Raw genomic sequence first — 2,593 nt, 5'->3', positions numbered from 1 at the left:
GCGCGGCGGTGGCGCGCGCGACCCGCGCGCCCTGGCGGCGGTGTGGACGCCGCTGAAGGACCCTGGAGACCTTCGACGGCTTCCTGCGTCGTCTCGACCAGACGGGGGCCAAGCGGGTCCTGGTCGCCGAGGCCCGGCTGCGGCCGCTGACCGATCCGATGAAGATGAACGGCTGCGCGATGGTGGTGCTGAATCCGCCCGCCGGAGCGGAGGCCGCCGCCGCCGAAATCTGCGGCTGGGTGACGAGGGTGCTGGGCGACGACGGCGCGCGGGCCGAGGTCTGGACGACCTGACCAAGGGTTCGGTCGACATTCACCCCGTCATTCCCGGCCTTGCGCCGGGAATCCATGAACACCAGAGGCCGGGCCGGAGTGGGCCTCCAAGGCGCTGGTCGCGATCATGGAGATGGCCGGGACAAACCCGACCATGACGGAAAGCGAGAGAGGCGTGAGGGCTGTCGACTGAAACCTAGTCGATCACTTCGCCGGGTTCGTAGAGGTGCGGCTCGAAGGTGGCGATGGCCAGGATCGGCTCCATGGCCGCTGCGACCGTGGGATGGCGGGCCATGGCCTTCCACTCGTCGCGCGACTGCCAGACGGCGTGGACGGCGGCCACCCGGCCGTTCAGCCCGCGGTGGACGGTCGCCGAGATGAAGCCCTCCAACTCGCGCTGGGCCCGGACCATGGCGGCCAGATGCTCCATCAGGACGGCTTGCCGCTCGGGCTCGCAGCGGTAGACGTTGATCAGGACCACGGGATCGGCGTCGGACATGGGCGCCGTTTAGCGGATCGGGCTTTCGCTGTCTCGCTTCGCGACCCATATCCGCCGGCCCTGGAGGCCGAATGACCCGCATCGCGATCCTGAAGACCGGCGCGCCGCCGCCCGCTCTCGCCGCCATCCACGGCGACTATCCGGCGATGTTCCAGATCCTGCTGGGGGAGGCCGCGCAGACGGCGGCCTTCGACGTCCAGGCGGGCGAATGGCCCGATCCGTCCGCCTTCCGGGGCGCCGTCATCACCGGGTCGGCGGCGGGCGTCTACGAGGACGCGCCCTGGATCGGCGACCTGATGGACTGGATCCGCCAGGCGAAGGGCCGCACGAAACTGGTGGGCGTCTGCTTTGGCCACCAGGCGATGGCCCAGGCGCTGGGCGGACGGGTCGAGATGTCGGAGCGCGGCTGGGGCGTCGGCCTGCATCGCTACGACGTCGTCTCGGCCGAGCCATGGATGACGCCCGAGGCCGCGTCGATCGCCATTCCCGTCTCGCACCAGGATCAGGTGGTGGAGAAGCCCGCCGACGCCCGCGTCCTGTTGCGCAGCGACTTCACGCCGTTCGCGGGCCTGGCTTGGGACGACGACGCGATCAGCCTGCAGGGCCATCCGGAGTTCTCGCCCGCCTATGCTGGAGCTTTGACCGCCGGCCGTCGCGAGCGCATCGGCGACGCCCTGGTGGACCGCGCGCTGGAGAGCCTGCAGGAGCCCGACGACCGGGCGCTGACCAGCGGCTGGATACGGGCCTTCGTCGCCGGATAAGCTTGGCCGTTGACGATCCGGCGTTCGTCGAGCGGCGCTAAACCTTGCGCAACATCTGACGTGTAAGGACGAAGCGACCACGCCGGATTCTCCATGTCGCTTCTTCGTTTCGTACTGGCGATCATCGTCGTCGCCGCCCTGGTCGGCTCGACGCCGACCGCGACGGCGACAGCGCACGTGGCTGAGGACCCTGACACCGACGCGCTCGATCTGGCCCGGTTCGTGGAGCGTCGCGCGGGATCGACCAGCTTCGCCGCCCTGGAGGCGTTCGGCGAGGCCGCCATGGCGCGGTCCGACCGGGAGGGGCTGAACCGGCTTTATCACGTCACCTGGACCATCCTGAACCAGGGGGAGTTCGAACGCGCGACGGTCTGGAACCGTCGCCTGATCGCGGCGGCGCGCCGACAGGACGACGCCCGCTACCTCGAGATCGCCCAGCTCAACGCGCTGTCGATCCGCTACGACCGCGGCGAGACCGGGGTCGGGGCGGAGATGAACCGTCTTTCCCGCGAAGGGCGCGACTGGTTCGTCCGCGCCCACGCCGCCCGCCTGGCCGCGCTGGCCCTGATGGACCAGGATCACGTCGGCGAAAGCCTGGAGCTGCTGGCGCGGGCGCAGGCCGACATTCCGACGAACGACCCCTTCGCCGCCACGGCCCAGGCCGGGATCTGGGAGGTCGTCGGCATGGGGCTGATGGAGTTGAACGACGTCCTCGGCGCCGCCTCGGCCTTTCGCAAGTTCGAGATCGACTACTCCAATCCCGCCTATCCGCGCCCCGACTTCGACAGCCTGTACAATCTGACCAAGATGGCCGTGACGGTGGGCGATCTGGAACACGCCGCCGAATACTACGCCGCGCATCACCGGCTGGCGGGGCGCGCGGACTTGCCGACGCTGAAAATCTACGACGCCAGCCTGTGCGCCGCCGTGGCCAACGCCCGCGACCAGCAGCCGGGCGTGCTGAACTGCCTCAAGCCCTACGGCGAAGACCTGGGCGAGGCCGCCTTCCTGGCGCTGGACGCGCTTCCGCTGCGCGCCATCGCGCGGGCGCGCACCGGCGA

General features: G+C 70.0%; 3 protein-coding genes and 1 pseudogene. 3 read left to right on the top strand and 1 reads right to left on the bottom strand.

The window, feature by feature from the left end; translation table 11 throughout:
• The first annotated feature begins 62 nt into the window (after positions 1-62).
• On the top strand, positions 63-293 hold the full coding sequence (gene rlmJ, locus AC2W7C_RS16570) for a 23S rRNA (adenine(2030)-N(6))-methyltransferase RlmJ (protein ID WP_486002372.1): 231 nt from the start codon (positions 63-65) through the stop codon (positions 291-293).
• A gap of 175 nt (positions 294-468) precedes the next feature.
• On the opposite strand, the gene AC2W7C_RS16565 is transcribed toward rlmJ, so the two are convergent.
• Positions 469-771: an antibiotic biosynthesis monooxygenase family protein gene (locus AC2W7C_RS16565; RefSeq protein WP_486002371.1), complete on the bottom strand. Its 303-nt coding sequence runs from the start codon at positions 769-771 to the stop codon at positions 469-471.
• Positions 772-842: 71 nt separating this feature from the next.
• Between AC2W7C_RS16565 and AC2W7C_RS16560 the strand changes: the two genes are divergently transcribed.
• Positions 843-1,532 (top strand): glutamine amidotransferase-related protein, encoded by a 690-nt coding sequence (locus AC2W7C_RS16560; RefSeq protein WP_486002370.1) that lies wholly within the window; start codon positions 843-845, stop codon positions 1,530-1,532.
• Between the two features lie 93 nt (positions 1,533-1,625).
• Positions 1,626-2,593: pseudogene (locus AC2W7C_RS16555) on the top strand (hybrid sensor histidine kinase/response regulator); the annotation flags it as partial.

The organism is Brevundimonas sp. CURTG3B2_SDJG (genome assembly GCF_057364705.1).
The sequence above is the reverse complement of the archived record's forward strand: the minus strand, read 5'-3'. Positions and strand labels throughout refer to the sequence as shown.

Excerpts from the sequence above, each read along its gene's own strand:
- AC2W7C_RS16565 (WP_486002371.1), bottom strand. The coding sequence starts at position 771 with ATGTCCGACGCCGATCCCGTGGTCCTGATCAACGTCTACCGCTGCGAG.
- AC2W7C_RS16560 (WP_486002370.1), top strand. The coding sequence starts at position 843 with ATGACCCGCATCGCGATCCTGAAGACCGGCGCGCCGCCGCCCGCTCTC.